At 65.3% G+C, this 14,842-nt stretch carries 15 protein-coding genes; 12 read left to right on the top strand and 3 right to left on the bottom strand.

Going from position 1 to position 14,842, the window contains the following annotated elements:
• Positions 1-135: 135 nt before the first annotated feature.
• Positions 136-462, top strand: coding sequence for an NIPSNAP family protein (locus ACVMDN_RS17750; RefSeq protein WP_018271819.1), 327 nt, complete (start codon positions 136-138; stop codon positions 460-462).
• Positions 463-625: 163 nt separating this feature from the next.
• Here ACVMDN_RS17750 and ACVMDN_RS17745 read toward each other — a convergent pair whose 3' ends face one another.
• Positions 626-961 (bottom strand): PAAR domain-containing protein, encoded by a 336-nt coding sequence (locus ACVMDN_RS17745; protein WP_168855865.1) that lies wholly within the window; start codon positions 959-961, stop codon positions 626-628.
• A gap of 165 nt (positions 962-1,126) precedes the next feature.
• Between ACVMDN_RS17745 and kdsA the strand changes: the two genes are divergently transcribed.
• The 3 genes from kdsA (at position 1,127) to glsA (ending at position 5,209) form a co-directional block, all read left to right on the top strand.
• Complete coding sequence (gene kdsA / locus ACVMDN_RS17740; protein ID WP_310884651.1) at positions 1,127-1,984, top strand: 3-deoxy-8-phosphooctulonate synthase; 858 nt, start codon at positions 1,127-1,129, stop codon at positions 1,982-1,984.
• A 15-nt stretch (positions 1,985-1,999) separates the two neighbouring features.
• Positions 2,000-3,193, top strand: a complete 1,194-nt coding sequence (locus ACVMDN_RS17735) for an MFS transporter (protein WP_310884652.1) — start codon at positions 2,000-2,002, stop codon at positions 3,191-3,193.
• 165 nt (positions 3,194-3,358) lie between these two features.
• Positions 3,359-5,209 (top strand): glutaminase A, encoded by a 1,851-nt coding sequence (gene glsA, locus ACVMDN_RS17730; protein WP_456835869.1) that lies wholly within the window; start codon positions 3,359-3,361, stop codon positions 5,207-5,209.
• Positions 5,210-5,218: 9 nt separating this feature from the next.
• Here the strand turns inward: glsA and queF are convergent, their stop codons facing one another.
• Entirely contained in the window at positions 5,219-5,680 is a 462-nt protein-coding gene (queF, locus tag ACVMDN_RS17725; RefSeq protein ID WP_155258392.1) for a preQ(1) synthase, read from the bottom strand.
• Between the two features lie 69 nt (positions 5,681-5,749).
• Entirely contained in the window at positions 5,750-6,733 is a 984-nt protein-coding gene (locus tag ACVMDN_RS17720; RefSeq protein ID WP_310884653.1) for a Vgb family protein, read from the bottom strand.
• Positions 6,734-6,907: 174 nt separating this feature from the next.
• On the opposite strand from ACVMDN_RS17720, the gene eno reads away from it, so the two are divergent.
• From eno to ACVMDN_RS17680, 8 genes are all read left to right on the top strand, one after another.
• Positions 6,908-8,191, top strand: a complete 1,284-nt coding sequence (eno, locus tag ACVMDN_RS17715) for a phosphopyruvate hydratase (RefSeq protein WP_076825508.1) — start codon at positions 6,908-6,910, stop codon at positions 8,189-8,191.
• Between the two features lie 47 nt (positions 8,192-8,238).
• Entirely contained in the window at positions 8,239-9,375 is a 1,137-nt protein-coding gene (locus ACVMDN_RS17710) for a zinc-binding dehydrogenase (protein ID WP_310884654.1), read from the top strand.
• Positions 9,376-9,545: 170 nt separating this feature from the next.
• The gene (locus tag ACVMDN_RS17705) at positions 9,546-10,097 is read left to right on the top strand and encodes an NADPH-dependent FMN reductase (protein ID WP_168858571.1); all 552 of its coding nucleotides are present in this window, start codon (positions 9,546-9,548) and stop codon (positions 10,095-10,097) included.
• A gap of 139 nt (positions 10,098-10,236) precedes the next feature.
• Positions 10,237-10,548 carry an FtsB family cell division protein gene (locus ACVMDN_RS17700; RefSeq protein WP_028334062.1) on the top strand — a complete coding sequence of 104 codons (312 nt, stop codon included), beginning with the start codon at positions 10,237-10,239 and terminating at the stop codon, positions 10,546-10,548.
• A 166-nt stretch (positions 10,549-10,714) separates the two neighbouring features.
• Complete coding sequence (gene pdhA, locus ACVMDN_RS17695) at positions 10,715-11,734, top strand: pyruvate dehydrogenase (acetyl-transferring) E1 component subunit alpha (RefSeq protein ID WP_310884655.1); 1,020 nt, start codon at positions 10,715-10,717, stop codon at positions 11,732-11,734.
• 45 nt (positions 11,735-11,779) lie between these two features.
• The gene (locus ACVMDN_RS17690; protein WP_076825471.1) at positions 11,780-13,174 is read left to right on the top strand and encodes a pyruvate dehydrogenase complex E1 component subunit beta; all 1,395 of its coding nucleotides are present in this window, start codon (positions 11,780-11,782) and stop codon (positions 13,172-13,174) included.
• A gap of 5 nt (positions 13,175-13,179) precedes the next feature.
• Positions 13,180-13,485, top strand: coding sequence for a DUF5076 domain-containing protein (locus ACVMDN_RS17685; protein WP_018271806.1), 306 nt, complete (start codon positions 13,180-13,182; stop codon positions 13,483-13,485).
• A 2-nt stretch (positions 13,486-13,487) separates the two neighbouring features.
• The gene (locus ACVMDN_RS17680) at positions 13,488-14,840 is read left to right on the top strand and encodes a pyruvate dehydrogenase complex dihydrolipoamide acetyltransferase (RefSeq protein WP_168858568.1); all 1,353 of its coding nucleotides are present in this window, start codon (positions 13,488-13,490) and stop codon (positions 14,838-14,840) included.
• The last annotated feature ends 2 nt before the right edge of the window (positions 14,841-14,842 follow it).

Genomic DNA, 14,842 nt, shown 5'->3' with positions numbered 1-14,842 from the left:
AGGGCAAGTAACATTGCAACAACATTGCGGAAATGGCCGCCCGTCGCGAGCAGGGGTGCCATGTTGTCACCCCCTCAAGACAGTCCGGAAGGCGCTGGCTATAACCGCCCGCACACCAATCTGGGAGGACTGCCAATGATCTACGAGACCCGCGTCTATCGCTGCCTGCCGGGACGGCTGCCGGCGCTGCTCAAGCGCTTCGAGACCATCACGCTGAAGCTCTGGGACAAGCATGGCATCAGGCAGGCCGGCTTCTTCACGACGCTGGTCGGGGAATCCAACCAGGAGCTGACCTATCTGCTGGCCTGGGAATCGCTCGCCGAGCGCGAGAAGAAGTGGACCGCGTTCCAGACCGATCCGGAGTGGATCACCGCGCGCGCCAAGACCGAGGAGGACGGCCAGATCGTCCTCAACATCGTCAACCAGCTTCTGGTGCCGACGGCGTTTTCGTCGGTCAAATGACGCCCGCTGCGGCCATGTTCCCGTCATTGCGAGCGAAGCGAAGCAATCCATTCGTACTGCATATGCGGAGCGATGGATTGCTTCGCAATTTTGTCGCGAGCTCCTCGCAATGACGGGAAGGCATCTTTTCTCGGTCCCTTGGGGAGGGAAAGTTGTAGCGACGCTATTGCGGGCAGCCCGAGGTCTGATCGCCCTGGGTCACCATCGGCTTGCCGTTGATGAAGACGCCGTGGCTGCCGGAGGTCGTCTTGCCGCCGCAATGCGTGCGATCGCCCATGACCACCGCCGGCTTGCCGTTGATCAGGACGTTGGGCACGCCCTCGACGAGCGGGCCGCCATTGCTGGTGGTATCGCCGTTGCGCGCCGCCGGCTTGCCATTGACGGTGACGCCGGTGGCTCCGCTGGTGACGACCCCGGGCTGGGTGCTGGTCTGGCCATAGGCGAGGCCCGACATCGCCGACAGGGCGGCGACGGCTCCGATCATCAGCGGGATGCGCATGGCTTCCTCATGGGAATCTGTTCCGCGCCAGTTTATAGGCGCTGTTTGGGCGGGATTGTGTTAGCACGGCGCACCCACGGCGTCAGCGCAACCCCCTCATCGTGCGGGATGGCTTGATCCGTCCCGCGCGGGACTGCATGGTCGCCGGCAAAAGGATGCAGCATTTTGACCAATCAGGTTTCCGCGCCAGCCGCCGCGCCGATCGTTGCCGTCGGATCGGCCAAATTCGGCAATGCCTTGCCGATTTCGATCATCGCCGGTCCCTGCCAGCTCGAAAGCCGCGCGCACGCGCTTGAAGTGGCGTCCGCGCTGAAGGAGATCGCGGCGCGGCTGAAGGTCGGTCTGGTGTACAAGACCTCGTTCGACAAGGCGAACCGCACCAGCGCGACCGCGGCGCGCGGCATCGGATTGGCGCAGGCGCTGCCGATCTTCGCCGAGATCCGGTCTTCGCTCGGGCTGCCGGTGCTGACCGACGTGCATGAGGCGACCCAATGCGCCGACGTGGCGCAGGCGGTCGACGTGCTGCAGATCCCGGCCTTCCTGTGCCGGCAGACCGATCTCTTGCTGGCTGCGGCCGCGACCGGCAGGGTCGTCAATGTCAAGAAGGGCCAGTTCCTGGCGCCGTGGGACATGGCCAATGTGGTCAGCAAGATCACCGGCGCCGGCAACGCCAATGTGCTGGTCACCGAGCGCGGCGCGTCGTTCGGCTACAACACGCTGGTCTCGGACATGCGCGCGCTGCCGATCTTGTCGCGCACCACCGGCGCGCCTGTGATCTTCGACGCCACCCATTCGGTGCAGCAGCCGGGCGGCAAGGGCACCTCGTCGGGCGGTGAGCGTGAATTCGTGCCGGTGCTGGCGCGCGCCGCGGTCGCGGTCGGCGTCGCCGGCGTGTTCATCGAGACCCATCCCGATCCGGATCATGCGCCGTCGGACGGCCCCAACATGGTGCCGCTCCGCGACTTCGAGGCCCTCGTCAAGCGGCTGATGCAGTTCGACGCGCTCGCGAAGACGGCGGCCTGACCGGCGGACAACGACATGACCGCAACCAGCGGCATGCCGCCGGCCCTCAACGTGATCACGCTGGCGACCTTCGCGGCGAGCCTGTCGGTGCGTGCGCTTGATCCGGTGCTGCCGCATGTCGCTGATGACTTCAGCGTCAGCATAGCGACCGCCGCGAGCTTCGCCGCGGTGTTCGCCTTCACCTTTGCCGCGGTGCAGCCGGCGATCGGCGCCGCTGCCGATCTGTTCGGCAAGGCGCGGCTGATGACGATCTGCCTCGGACTGCTCGGCGTTGCCAACATCCTCGGCGCGCTCTCGACCTCGTTTCCGATGCTGTTCGTGACCCGCATCCTCGCCGGCATCGGCTCGGGCGGCGTGTTTCCGGTGGCGCTGTCGCTGACCAGCGATCTGGTTGGCCCGGACAAGCGGCAGCTCGCGATCGGGCGAACCCTCGCGGGCTCGATGACCGGCAATCTGCTCGGTGCGACGGCATCCGGCCTGATCGGCGACTTCCTCGGCTGGCGCGGCGTGCTCGCGGTGCTCGGGGGCCTCGTGATCATCGTCGCGCTGGCGGTGGCGGCCGGCTTCCGCGGCGCCGCGCTGAACCGTCCGCCGCGCACCAGCCTGAAGGCGCTTCGCCACGGCTACCGCACCATCTTCACCAATCCGAACGCCCGCATCTGCTACTCGGCGGTCTTCATCGAAGGCTGCTGCGTGCTCGGGCTGTTTCCCTTCATCGCCTCGTTCCTGTTCGAGCTCGGCGAGACCTCGCTGTCGATCGCCGGCATCGTGATCGCGGGATTTGCGATCGGCGGATTGCTCTACACGCTGACGGTATCGCGCCTGCTGCCGTGGATCGGGGTGAGGGGGATGATGATCGTTGGCGCGACACTGGTTGCGATTCAACTGGTCGGCGTCGCGTTCGGGCCGCACTGGAAGCTGCAGATGGCGGGCCTCCTGGTGATGGGCCTCGGCTTCTACATGATCCACGGCTGCCTGCAGGTGTTCGCCAGCGAGCTGTCGGTCGAGGCGCGCGCCACCGCGCTGTCGCTGCACTCGTTCTTCTTTTTCATGGGCCAGACCGTCGGCCCGATCGCCTATGGCTTCGGCCTGCAACACGTCGGCAAGACCGCGACGTTGGTGTCAGCTGCCGCCGTGATGGTCGTGCTCGGCTTTATCTGCGCGCGGTTTCTGCGGCAGACCAGGCCCGCCGATGCGCAGACAACCTAGGCGTCCACGGGCCCACCGGCGGTGGCAGACACAACATGCAGGGAAGCGGGGTGCAGCGTCAGGATGACGCATTCGCAGCAGCGTTCGGACGACCGCGCATGGCATGAGGATTGCTTATTTCTCGCCATTTGAGGTGAGAGCGTGGACGTCCAGACTGGCTGGCCTATTCGAGGGAATGCGGACGTCAGGACAACGGGATATGGCACCGAGCCTCCACTTCAGCGTTTTCTGGCCTCCTGCCACCAAGAATTCAAATCGGACAATTCCGGCGAGCTCGCCGACTACATTCCGGAGCTGAAACGGGCCAACCCGGCGCATTTCGGCATCAGCCTCGTCACCATCGATGGCCATGTCTACGAAGTCGGCGACAGCGCCGCTCCTTTCACCATCCAGTCCGTTTCGAAGGCGTTCGTGTTTGCGCTGGCCCTCGATCTCGTCGGCGAAGCGCGCGTCGCGTCGGCGATCGGCGTCGAGCCGAGCGGTGAGGCATTCAACTCGATCCGGCTGACCAACGACAACAAGCCGTTCAATCCGATGGTCAACGCCGGCGCGATTGCCTGCTCCGGGCTGATCCACGAGGTCGATGGCCGCGCCGCATTCGAGCGCATCCGGGACAAGCTCGGCCAGTTTGCCGGCCGCGAACTCGACGTCGACGACGCGGTCCATGCGTCGGAGACGGCGACCGGCAACCGCAATCGCGCGATCGCCTGGCTGCTGCGCAACTACCTCGTGCTACAGGACGGCGTCGATGCCGTGCTCGATATCTATTTCCGGCAATGCGCAATTCTCGTCACCGCGCGCGACCTCGCGGTGATGGCCGCAACGCTCGCCAATCGCGGCGTCAATCCGGTCACCGGCGTCCAGGTGGTGACGCCGCATGTCGTCGCGCGCACGCTGTCGGTGATGACGAGCTCGGGCATGTACGACTATGCCGGCGAGTGGATCTATCGCGTCGGAATGCCCGCCAAGAGTGGGGTCGGCGGCGGCATCGTCGCAGCGCTCCCGTCGCAATTGGGGCTCGGCACCTTTTCGCCGCTGCTCGATGGGCACTTCAACAGCGTGAGAGGCCTGAAGGTTTGCGAGGCGCTGTCGGCGCGATTTGATCTGCATATGCTCAACCGCAGCGGCGACGTCCGCACCTGCATCATCGCCGACTACGACATCTTCGGCATCACCTCCCGCCGCAGCCGCCAGCCGCACGAACAGCAGATCCTCGATGACCGCCACAGCGACACCCGCGTCATCGAGCTGGTGGGGGCGCTCAACTTCGCGTCGATCGACTACGTCACTCGCCGGCTGTCCAGCGAGCCGCCCGGCGCGCCGCTGCTGATCCTAGATTTCCACCGCGTGCCCGACATCACGGCAGCCGGCGCCCAGCTGCTGGCTGAGAAAATCGCCACGCTCGGAAATTCCGGTGTCACCACGATCATCTCCGGTGTCGAGACGACGTCGCCGGTCTGGGCCACGATCCGCGCGCAGATCGAAGAGCCGAAGCGGTTGCGGCATTTTCCGCTGCTCGACGACGCCGTTGAATGGGCCGAGGATCAACTGATCTACCGCTATGGCGGCTTCACCGAGACCAAGGAGACCGCCCATCTCAGCGAGCAGGCGCTGTTGGCCGATCTCGCGCCCGAGGAGATCGCTGCGCTCGCCGAACTCTCGACGCCGCGCCGCTACGACGCCGGCCAGCGCATCGTCGTGGCCGGCGAGCCGGCCAATTCGTTGTTCTTCCTGCAAAGCGGGATGGTGAGCGTGAAGCTGCCGAGCGGCGTGCGGCTTGCCTCGCTCGGGCCGGGCATGGAGTTCGGCGAGATGGCGATCATCGAGAGCCACCGCAGCGCCGACGTCTGGGCGGACACCCCGGTCAAATGCCTCGAGCTACCGATCGACAGCTTTGCCGACTATCGTCAGCTCCACCCGCAGATTTCGATGAAGATCATGCGCAATCTTTCCGCACTGCTGGCGCGCCGCCTGATCCTCGCCAATGCCAAGGTCGATCTGCTGAGCGCCTATTGAGACGCCGGATCACCCGCGCCCGCGATAGGGCGCGACGCCCTGATCGGGAACCCAGACGCCCTTCGGCAGCCGGCCGGTCTGGAAGAACACGTCGATCGGGATGCCGCCGCGCGGATACCAGTAACCGCCGATCCGCAGCCATTTCGGCTTGATTTCCCCGACGATACGCTTCCCGATCATGACGGTGCAATCCTCGTGGAAGGCGCCGTGATTGCGGAAGCTCGCCGCATAGAGTTTCAGCGACTTAGATTCCAGGAGCCATCGGCCCGGCACATAGTCGAGCACCAGATGGGCGAAGTCCGGCTGGCCGGTGATCGGGCAAACCGAGGTGAATTCCGGGATAGCGAAGCGCACCAGATAATCCGTGCCGGCCTGCGGATTGGGGACGCGGTCGAGCACCGCCTTGTCCGGGCTATCGGGCCAAGCGACGGCACGGCCGAGTTGCAGGGTTTTCTTCGCCATGGGCCTCATCCTCGTGGGAGCGGCCGAAATGAACGGAAGCGGGCGGTTCGTCAACCGTCCGCGTGCGGGGGCAGGGTGCTACGCGGGCGCGGCAGTCTGGATCAGGACCAAGCGGTCTTGGCCGGATTCACAGCCCCAGACCTCGCCGGGTCGGCCATCGAGTTGCCGGACATTCGCGCCGGCGCGGTCGCTCGGAAAGGCGTTGAAGGTCGCGCCCACCGGATCGAAGCGCATGATCGCGTTGGCCGAGAAATCGGTGAGCCAGACCTTGTCCTTGTCGTCGACATAGACGGCATAGGTCCGTGGATGGCTGCCGGGCAGCTTCCAGGCCCTCCACGTCCCGTCGGCGGGATCGTGCACCGACACGTTGCCGCTGTTCCATTCGCTGACCCAGATCCGCCCCCGCGAATCCGACCACACCCGTCGCGCGCCCTGTTTCGGCGTCGGCGGCTGGACCACGCTGGCGTTGCCGGTCGCAGGGTCAATCCGTGCGATATAGCTGCCGGCAAGCGAGGCGTACCAGATGTCGCCGTTTGGGGTCACGGTGATGCCGTAGGGGCCGACGCCGCGCGGTGCCTCGAACACCTTCATCTCACCGGATTTCGGATCGAGCCGGCCGTAGAAGCCGGACTGGCCGGTGAACCAGTAGACGCCGCGCTTGTCGAACACGCCGGTATTGAGATTGGCGTCAGCGGCTTTCTCAGGCAGGCGGAACAGCGTCACCTTGTGGTCGCCGGGGTCGACGCGGGCGATCGCATTCTGCCCGCCCTCGGTTACCCATGGCGCGCCGTCGGGGCCGATCGTGACGCCGTGCGGGGCCGCACCTTTGCCGAGGCTGACCAGCTTGAACGCACTGTCGCGCGGATTGAGCCGGCCCAGCGCACCGCTGCGCTGGCCCGTGAACCAGACGGTGCCATCGGGCGCCGGCGTGACATCGTGCAGGCCGGTCCCGGCGTCGACGTTGAAATATTTCACCCGGAACGGCGTCTGGGCATCCTGCGCCTGCGCTCTCGTGGTCAAAATCGCGGCAGTGGTGGAGGCGAGAAACTGGCGACGGTTCATTGCGTTATCCCGGCTTCGTGAAACAATGGGCCAGCACGCGAAGGTAATCCCCGACAGCATAAACCCACCACATTGCACCGTCAGACGGGCCGGGCGGGCGGGCCGTTCACATTTGCTTGCGCGCCGTGTATGACGCGGCGCATCAGCCAACCCCATATCGAGAAAGAGCACGTCATGACTGACATCGTCGACATCATCGGCCGCGAAATCCTTGATAGCCGCGGCAACCCCACGGTCGAGGTCGATGTGGTGCTGGAGGATGGGTCAATCGGTCGCGCGGCCGTGCCGTCGGGCGCCTCCACCGGCGCGCATGAGGCGGTGGAACTGCGCGACGGCAACAAGGCGCGCTATCTCGGCAAGGGCGTCGAGAAGGCGGTCGCCGCCATCAACGGTGAGATCTTCGAGGCGCTCAGCGACCAGGCGGTCGAGGAGCAGGTCGCGATCGACCAGATCATGATCGAGCTCGACGGCACGCCGAACAAGAGCCGGCTCGGGGCCAACGCCATCCTCGGCGTCTCGCTGGCCTGCGCCAAGGCCGCCGCCGAATCCTTCGACATGCCGCTGTATCGTTATGTCGGCGGCACCTCGGCGCGGACGCTGCCGGTGCCGATGATGAACATCATCAATGGCGGCGTGCATGCCGACAACCCGATCGACTTCCAGGAGTTCATGATCCTGCCGGTCGGCGCCACGTCGTTCGCCGAGGCGCTACGTTGCGGTTCGGAAATTTTCCACACGCTGCGCGGCGAACTGAAGAAGGCCGGCCACAACACCAATGTCGGCGACGAGGGCGGCTTCGCGCCGAACCTGCCGTCGGCCGACGCCGCGCTCGAGTTCGTGATGAATGCGATCGGCAAGGCCGGCTACAAGGCGGGCGACGACGTCGTGCTCGGCCTCGACTGCGCCTCGACCGAATTCTTCAAGGAAGGCTCCTACGTCTATGGCGGCGAGAACAAGACCCGCTCGCGCTCCGAGCAGGTGAAGTATCTCGCCGATCTCGTCAGCCGCTATCCGATCGTCACCATCGAGGACGGTATGTCGGAGGACGACATGGACGGCTGGAAGGAACTGACGGATGCGATCGGCAAGAAGTGCCAGCTGGTCGGCGACGATCTGTTCGTCACCAACGTCACCCGGCTTGCCGACGGCATCAAGAACGGCCGCGCCAATTCGATCCTGGTCAAGGTCAACCAGATCGGCACGCTGACCGAGACGCTTGCGGCGATCGAGATGGCCTACAAGGCCGGCTACACCGCCGTGATGTCGCACCGCTCCGGCGAGACCGAGGACTCCACGATCGCCGATCTCGCGGTCGCCACCAATTGCGGGCAGATCAAGACCGGCTCGCTGGCGCGCTCCGACCGCACCGCCAAATACAATCAGCTGCTCCGCATCGAGCAGCAGCTCGGCACCCAGGCGAAATACGCGGGCAGGGCGGCCTTGAAGGCCTTGGCGTAGCGCCCCAGCTTGAACGGGATCCAACAAAACTCAAAAGGGAGGTCGGGATGAGCGACGGCAAGAGCGGTCTGCAGCTGCGTTCGCTGCTCAAGAAGAATGGCGAGCTCGAGATATCGCTGGTCAATGTCCCGACCCCCGAGCCCGGCCCCGACGAGGTCGTGGTCCGGGTCGAGGCGACCCCGATCAATCCGTCCGATCTCGGTCTGTTGATCGGCCCGGCCGACATGTCGGCCGCCAAGGTCTCCGGCAGCAAGGAATTGCCAGTGGTGACCGCGCGCGTGCCGGAAGCTGCGTTGCCGGGCCTCGCGGCACGACTCGACGAGTCCATGCCGGTCGGCAATGAAGGCGCCGGCGTCGTGATCAGGACCGGTTCATCGGATGCGGCGAAAGCGCTGATGGGCCGGACGGTCGCGATGATCGGTGGCGCGATGTATGCGCAATACCGGACGTTGCGCGTCAACGAATGCCTGCCGCTGCCCGACGGCACCACGCCGGCGGAAGGCGCGTCCTGCTTCGTCAATCCGCTGACCGCGCTCGGCATGACCGAGACGATGCGGCGCGAGGGGCACAAGGCGCTTGTGCACACCGCGGCAGCGTCCAATCTCGGCCAGATGCTCAACAAGATCTGTCTCAAGGACGGCATCGGCCTCGTCAACATCGTGCGCAACAAGGAGCAGGCGGACATCCTGCACAAGATCGGCGCCAAACACGTCGTCGATTCCTCCGCGCCCGATTTCATGGACAAGCTCACCGGCGCGCTGGTCGAGACCGGCGCCACCATCGCCTTCGATGCGATCGGCGGCGGCAAGCTCGCGGGCCAGATCCTGGTCGCGATGGAGACCGCGATCAACAAGACCGCCAAGGCCTACAGCCGCTACGGCTCGAATGTGCACAAGCAGGTCTATGTCTATGGCAGCCTCGACACCCGCTCGATCGAATTGCCGCGCGGCTTCGGCATGGCCTGGGGCGTCGGCGGCTGGCTGCTGTTCCCGTTCCTGATGAAGATCGGTCCGGAGGCCGGCAACAAGCTGCGCCAGCGCGTGGTGGCCGAACTGAAGACGACTTTCGCCAGTCACTACACCAAGGTGGTCTCGTTGCAGGAGACTCTGCAGCTCGACAACATCGCCGTCTACAACAAGCGCTCGACCGGCGAGAAATTCCTGATCAACCCGAACAAGGGCTGAGGATCGAAACGCAGGGGCCGTTCCGATGGGGGCGGCCTTTTTGCTTTGCATAGACCAATTCCGCGAAACGCTGCGTTTCCGGAATTGGACGATCCATGCACTTGCATCTTTCTTGGTGCGCCGGTAGGTGAGGGGCACCAGTTTCACGCGCAATCCGAGGGGAATTTGCTATGGCCTATAACATCGTCACCATCGTCGGCAGCATCCGCAAACAGAGCTTCTCGCTCAAGATCGCCAATGCGCTGGCCAAGCTTGCACCGGCGTCGCTGAAGCTCGATGTGACGACGCTTCAGGAAATTTCCTTCTTCAACCAGGACCTCGAGGCTGCGCCGCCGGCGGACTGGCTCGCCTTCCGCGAGAAGCTGCAGAAGTCGAACGGCGTGCTGTTCGTGACCCCAGAATACAACCGCTCGATCCCGGGCGTGCTGAAGAACGCCATCGACGTCGCCTCGCGGCCCTACGGCAAGAGCTCGTTCATCGGCAAGCCGATCGGCATCGTCGGCAATTCGCCCGGACCGCTCGGCGGCGTCAGCGCGGTGAAGCACCTGCAGAACATCCTGCCCGGCATTTCCGGCCCGATCCTCGGTCAGCCGGAAGCCTATCTCAACGGCGTCGGCGATGCCTTCGACGACAACGGCGAACTGACCAAGGAGTCGCTCAAGGGTGTGCTGCAGCAGTATCTCGACGCCTTCGCGGCCTTTATCGAAAAGCAGAACCGCTGAGCAAGAGTCCCGTTCCGATCGAATCGGAACGGGCTCTGAACTTGCTTTGACGCGTTGTCTTCACGCGAACCGGCATCCACTTCGCTCGAAAACGCTCTGGTTCAGCGTTCGTTAACCCCATGGCCGCATGCTCGCGGCCATGGTTTCCCGCACACGCCTCAAATCGATTCTGACCGGGCTCGCCCTCTATACGCTGGCGGCGCTGATGGTCGGCTATTTCGGCGTCAACGCCTACACCGGCAAATACGGCTTGAACGCGCGGCAGGAGCTCGATCAGGAGATCATCGCGCTGACCTCCGAGCTGGCGCGGCTGAAGAAGGAGCGGGCCGAGGGCGAGCAGCGGGTGTCGCTGCTGCGGTCGGACCGGGTCGATCCCGACATGCTGGACGAGCGTGCGCGCTTCCAGCTCGACTACGCCAATCCGCGTGACCTCGTTCGGATCAACAAGTAACTGACGACGCGTTCTCAAATTTCAAAATCATTCGCGCGCTATCACAAAAATGTCGCGCTGCGCTGCAGTGCGGCATAGCAAAATTCCATCGGGCGAACGCAATCCTTCCAAGGCGATTTGAGTTGGGTTAGAGAGGGTTCTCCGACTTCTCTCACCCGGAATTGCCATGGCCGCACCCAAGAAAAGCGTCGCAAAAGAATCAGGGCAGGAGAAGGCTGGCTCTCCCCCCGAATTCACTAAGGAGCAGGAGCTCAAGGCACTGCGGGACATGCTCCTGATCCGGCGCTTCGAGGAGAAGGCCGGTCAACTCTACGGCATGGGTGCGATCGGCGGTTTCTGCCATCTCTATATCGGCCAGGAAGCGGTCGTGGTCGGCATGCAGATGGCGCTGAAGCCGGGCGACGAGGTCATAACCGGCTACCGGGACCACGGCCACATGCTGGCCTGCGACATGGAAGCCAGAGGCGTGATGGCCGAATTGACCGGACGCCGCGGCGGCTATTCCCGCGGCAAGGGCGGCTCCATGCACATGTTCAGCAAGGAGAAGCACTTTTATGGCGGTCACGGAATCGTGGGCGCGCAGGTCTCGCTCGGCACCGGCCTTGCGTTCGCCAACCGCTATCGCGGCAACGATAACGTCAGCGTGACCTATTTCGGCGACGGCGCGGCCAACCAGGGCCAGGTCTACGAGAGCTTCAACATGGCGGAGCTGTGGAAGCTGCCGGTGATCTACGTGATCGAAAACAATCGCTATGCGATGGGCACCTCGGTGTCGCGCGCATCGGCCCAGCAGGACTTCTCCAAGCGCGGCGCCTCCTTCAACATTCCGGGCAGGCAGGTCGACGGCATGGACGTGCGCGCCGTCAAGGCCGCCGCCGATGAGGCCGTGGCCTGGTGCCGCGGCGGCAACGGTCCGATGATTCTGGAGATGCAGACCTACCGCTACCGCGGCCACTCGATGTCCGATCCGGCGAAGTACCGCACGCGCGAGGAGGTCGAGAAGGTGCGTCACGACCAGGACCCGATCGAGCAGGTGCGCAACCGCTTGCTGGCCTCGGGCGCCAGCGAGCAGGACCTGAAGGCGATCGACGCCCAGGTGCGCGAGATCGTCAACGAGGCCGCAGACTTCGCGCAGCACGATCCGGAGCCGGATCCGGCCGAGCTCTACACCGACATCTACCGCTGACCCCACCCGCGCAGACGAATTTCAAGACCGATTTCGGGAGCCGATATGCCCATTCAAGTGCTGATGCCTGCGCTGTCGCCCACCATGGAGAAGGGCAACCTCGCCAAATGGCTGAAAAAGGAAGGCGAGACCATCAAGTCCGGTGACGTCATCGCCGAGATCGAGACCGACAAGGCGACGATGGAGGTCGAGGCAACCGACGAGGGCACGCTCGGCAAGATCCTGATTCCGGAAGGCACCGCGGACGTTGCGGTGAACACACCGATCGCCACCATTCTCGTCGACGGCGAGAGCGCCGCCGACCTCGCCAAGGCGCCGGCGGCTCCAGCGCCGCAGCCGAAGGCCGCCGAAGCCGCGCCTGCCGAAGCCAAGGCGGAAACGCCGCAGCCCGCGGCGAAGGCACCGGCCGCGCCCGCGACCGAGTCACTGCCTGATCCGGAAATCCCTGCGGGGACCGAGATGGTCACGCAGACCATTCGCGAGGCGCTGCGCGATGCGATGGCCGAGGAGATGCGCCGCGACGGCGATGTCTTCATCATGGGCGAGGAGGTCGCGGAATATCAGGGCGCCTACAAGGTGACGCAGGGCCTGTTGCAGGAATTCGGCGCCCGCCGCGTGATCGACACGCCGATCACCGAGCACGGCTTTGCCGGCGTCGGCGTCGGCGCGGCGATGGCGGGCCTGAAGCCGATCGTCGAGTTCATGACCTTCAACTTCGCCATGCAGGCGATCGACCAGATCATCAACTCCGCCGCCAAGACGCTCTATATGTCCGGCGGCCAGATGGGTTGCTCGATCGTGTTCCGCGGCCCGAACGGCGCCGCCGCGCGTGTCGCCGCGCAGCACAGCCAGGACTACGCGGCGTGGTACTCGCAGATCCCGGGCCTCAAGGTGATCGCGCCGTATTCGGCCGCCGATTACAAGGGCCTGCTCAAGGCCGCGATCCGCGATCCCAATCCGGTGATCTTCCTCGAGAACGAGGTGCTGTACGGCCACACCGGTGAGGTGCCGAAGCTGGCTGATTTCGTGGTGCCGATCGGCAAGGCGCGGATTGCCCGCGCCGGCAAGGACGTCACCATCGTCTCCTGGGCGATGGGCATGTCCTATGCGCTGAAGGCCGCCGACGAGCTCGCCAAGGAAGGTATCGAGGCCGAGGTCGTCGATCTCCGCACCATCCGTCCGATGGACACCGAGACCATCATCAACTCGGTGAAGAAGACCGGCCGCGCGGTGACGGTCGAGGAGGGCTGGCAGCAGAGCGGCGTCGGCTCCGAGGTCGCCGCGCGCATCATGGAGCACGCCTTCGACTATCTCGACGCGCCGGTGGCGCGCGTCTCCGGCAAGGACGTGCCGATGCCCTATGCCGCCAACCTCGAAAAGCTCGCTCTGCCCTCCGTCGCCGAGGTGGTCGCCGCCGCCAAGGCCGTATCCTACCGGTAACGCCGATGGCCGGTCCCAAGGAGCAGCCGCTGCCGCCTGACGTGATGGGCCGCGACGACGCCATCGAGGTGCTGCGCGCCTTCGTCGTCGACGGCGGCCTGTCGATCGCGTTCCAGCGCGCTTTCGAGGAGCCGGACATGTGGGGGCTCATGCTGGTCGACATCGCCCGCCACGCGGCGCGCGCCTATGCGCGCGAGAGCGAATACACCGAGGACGAGGCGCTCGCGCGCATCGTCGAGATGTTCGAAGCCGAAATCGCCCGGCCGACCGACATGGGCCAAACCAAACCGCGGTCGCAACAAGGTCACTGACAATGCCGATCAATATTCTCATGCCCGCGCTGTCGCCGACGATGGAAAAGGGCAACCTCGCCAAGTGGCTCAAGAAAGAGGGCGACAAGGTCAAGTCCGGCGACGTGATCGCGGAGATCGAGACCGACAAGGCGACGATGGAAGTCGAGGCGGTCGACGAAGGCACGATCGCCAGGATCCTGGTGCCCGAGGGCACCCAGGACGTGCCGGTCAACGACGTCATCGCGGTCATGGCCGGCGACGGCGAGGATGTGAAGGCGGCGGCCAGCGCCGGAGCGGGCGCCGCACCTGTCGCGAAACCCGCCGAGGCGCCGAAGCCCGCCGCGCAGGCCGCGCCGGCGGCGGCTCCCGCACCGGCGGCGGCGCCTGCGCCGAAGCCGGCCGCAGCGCCCGCCGCGGCGCCTCACGCCGCCGCGCAGGCCAACGGCCACGCCCGCGTGTTCTCGTCGCCGCTGGCGCGCCGGCTGGCAAAGGAAGCCGGCATCGATCTCGCCCGCATCACCGGCACCGGCCCGCATGGCCGGGTCATCGCGCGCGACGTCGACGAGGCCAAGTCCGGCAAGGGCCTGAAGGCGCCGGCAGCGCCCGCCGCGGGACCGAGCATCGCGCCGTCAATGTCGGACAAGCAGATCCTCGCGCTGTTCGAGCCGGGCTCCTACGAGGTGGTGCCGCATGACGGCATGCGCCGCACCATCGCGCAGCGTCTCACCGCCTCGGTGCAGAACGTCCCGCACTTCTACCTCACCATCGACTGCGACATCGGCAAGCTGCTCGCCGCGCGCGAGGAGATCAACGCCGCAGCGCCGAAGGACAAGGAGAAGAAGCCGCTCTACAAGATCTCGGTCAACGACTTCGTCATCAAGGCGATGGCGGTGGCGCTGCAGAAGATTCCGAACTGCAACGTCAGCTGGACCGAAGGCGGCATGCTCAAGCACAAGCATTCCGACGTCGGCGTCGCGGTGGCGATGCCGGGCGGCCTGATCACGCCGATCATCCGCAAGGCCGAGACCAAGACGCTCTCGACCATCTCCAACGAGATGAAGGATTTCGCCGCCCGCGCCCGCGCCCGCAAGCTGAAGCCGGAGGAATATCAGGGCGGCACCACCGCGGTCTCCAACCTCGGCATGTACGGCATCAACCACTTCACCGCCGTGATCAACCCGCCGCATGCCTCGATCCTCGCGGTTGGCACCTCGGAGGAACGTCCGGTGGTGCGCGGCGGCAAGATCGAGATCGCGCACATGATGAGCGTGACGTTGTCGTGCGATCACCGTGCGATCGACGGCGCGCTCGGCGCCGAGCTGATCGGTGCCTTCAAGCAGCTGATCGAAAACCCTGTGATGATGATGGTGTGACG

Source organism: Bradyrhizobium sp. USDA 4510 (assembly GCF_054059095.1).
This window is presented reverse-complemented; position numbering and strand designations above follow the sequence as displayed.

What these genes read in the sequence shown, in the direction of transcription:
- ACVMDN_RS17750 (WP_018271819.1), top strand. Translation starts at nt 136, where the DNA reads ATGATCTACGAGACCCGCGTCTATCGCTGCCTGCCGGGACGGCTGCCG.
- ACVMDN_RS17710 (WP_310884654.1), top strand. Translation starts at nt 8,239, where the DNA reads ATGAGCGACGGCAAGAGCGGTCTGCAGCTGCGTTCGCTGCTCAAGAAG.
- eno (WP_076825508.1), top strand. Translation starts at nt 6,908, where the DNA reads ATGACTGACATCGTCGACATCATCGGCCGCGAAATCCTTGATAGCCGC.
- ACVMDN_RS17705 (WP_168858571.1), top strand. Translation starts at nt 9,546, where the DNA reads ATGGCCTATAACATCGTCACCATCGTCGGCAGCATCCGCAAACAGAGC.
- ACVMDN_RS17735 (WP_310884652.1), top strand. Translation starts at nt 2,000, where the DNA reads ATGACCGCAACCAGCGGCATGCCGCCGGCCCTCAACGTGATCACGCTG.
- ACVMDN_RS17700 (WP_028334062.1), top strand. Translation starts at nt 10,237, where the DNA reads ATGGTTTCCCGCACACGCCTCAAATCGATTCTGACCGGGCTCGCCCTC.
- ACVMDN_RS17680 (WP_168858568.1), top strand. Translation starts at nt 13,488, where the DNA reads ATGCCGATCAATATTCTCATGCCCGCGCTGTCGCCGACGATGGAAAAG.
- ACVMDN_RS17690 (WP_076825471.1), top strand. Translation starts at nt 11,780, where the DNA reads ATGCCCATTCAAGTGCTGATGCCTGCGCTGTCGCCCACCATGGAGAAG.
- ACVMDN_RS17745 (WP_168855865.1), bottom strand. Translation starts at nt 961, where the DNA reads ATGCGCATCCCGCTGATGATCGGAGCCGTCGCCGCCCTGTCGGCGATG.
- queF (WP_155258392.1), bottom strand. Translation starts at nt 5,680, where the DNA reads ATGAGGCCCATGGCGAAGAAAACCCTGCAACTCGGCCGTGCCGTCGCT.
- ACVMDN_RS17720 (WP_310884653.1), bottom strand. Translation starts at nt 6,733, where the DNA reads ATGAACCGTCGCCAGTTTCTCGCCTCCACCACTGCCGCGATTTTGACC.
- ACVMDN_RS17685 (WP_018271806.1), top strand. Translation starts at nt 13,180, where the DNA reads ATGGCCGGTCCCAAGGAGCAGCCGCTGCCGCCTGACGTGATGGGCCGC.
- pdhA (WP_310884655.1), top strand. Translation starts at nt 10,715, where the DNA reads ATGGCCGCACCCAAGAAAAGCGTCGCAAAAGAATCAGGGCAGGAGAAG.